The organism is Staphylococcus sp. HMSC070D05 (assembly GCF_001815595.1).
Taxonomy (GTDB): Bacteria; Bacillota; Bacilli; order Staphylococcales; family Staphylococcaceae; genus Staphylococcus; species Staphylococcus hominis.
This window is the reverse complement of sequence record NZ_KV821152.1, coordinates 1-1,237: the sequence shown is the minus strand read 5'-3', so window position 1 is coordinate 1,237 and position 1,237 is coordinate 1. Positions and strand designations below refer to the sequence as shown.

Annotated in this window: 1 protein-coding gene; it reads left to right on the top strand. The window is 33.8% G+C overall.

Going from position 1 to position 1,237, the window contains the following annotated elements:
• The coding region (locus HMPREF3046_RS08850; protein WP_141755532.1) for a DUF1542 domain-containing protein at positions 1-1,237 on the top strand (1,237 nt) is incomplete at both ends.

The window sequence follows — 1,237 nt, the reverse complement described above, 5'->3', positions numbered from 1 at the left end:
TTAAAAAAGCTGAAGCAAGACAAGCAATTGATAATGAAGTTATTAATAAGAAGACAGAGATCGACAATAATATTGATGCAACTATAGAAGAAAAAGAAGCTGCAAAATCAAAAGTAGACGAAGCTGCAATAGAAGCAAAAAATAATATTAATCATGCAGAAGTAAATCAAGCTGTTGATCAAGCAAAAGAAGATGGTGTTACAACAGTTAGTCATATTCAACCAAATATAGTTAAGAAAAAAGCAGCAAAGACTGCAATCGATGAAATAGCTAGAATAAAAAAAGAAGCGATTGATCAAACACCGGGTGCAACAACAGAAGAAAAAGAAGACGCAAAGTCAAAAGTAGACGAAGCTGCAACAGAAGCGAGAAATAACATTAATCGTGCTTTATCTAATAATGATGTAGATCAAGTAGTACATAATAGTACGGCATCAATAAATAATATCCAACCAGATACAGTTAAAAAAGAACAAGCAAAACGAGGTATAGATACTCAAGCAAAAATCAAAAAAGCCATTATTGATCAAACATCTGATGCAACGACAGAAGAAAAAGAAGCCGCGAAATCAAAAGTAGATGAAGAAGTTACAAAAGCAAAACATAGTATTGATCAAGCAGTAACAAATAGTGATGTAGATCAAGCAAAAGATACAGGAAATGTTGCTATAAATAACATTCAGCCAGAAGTTGTAAAAAAAGAGACAGCTAAGACTTCTATTGATCAAATTGCATTAACTAGAAAAAACATCATTGATCAAACACCTGATGCAACAACAGAAGAAAAAGAAGCCGCGAAATCAAAAGTGGATGAAGAGGTAACAAAAGCAAAACGTAACATTAATCAAGCAGTTACAAATAATGATGTGAATCAAGTTGAGCATAATAGCACAATAGCAATTAATAATATTCAACCCAATATTATTAAAAAAATTGCAGCTAAAACGTTAATTGATCAAGTAGCAAGAGCTAAGAAAGCAGCAATTGATCAAACACCAGATGCGACAACAGAAGAAAAAGAGGCAGCCAAAGCGAAGGTAGACCAAGCGGTAACGGAAGCCAAAGCTCATATCAATGAAGCAATAAATAATTCAGGTGTGAATGAAGCAAAAACAAATGGTACGAATACAATCAATGCAATCCAACCAGATGTGCTTAAAAAAGCTGAAGCAAGACGAGCAATTGATGATGCTGCAAGAACTAAGAAAGCAGCAATTGATCAAACACCAGATGCGAC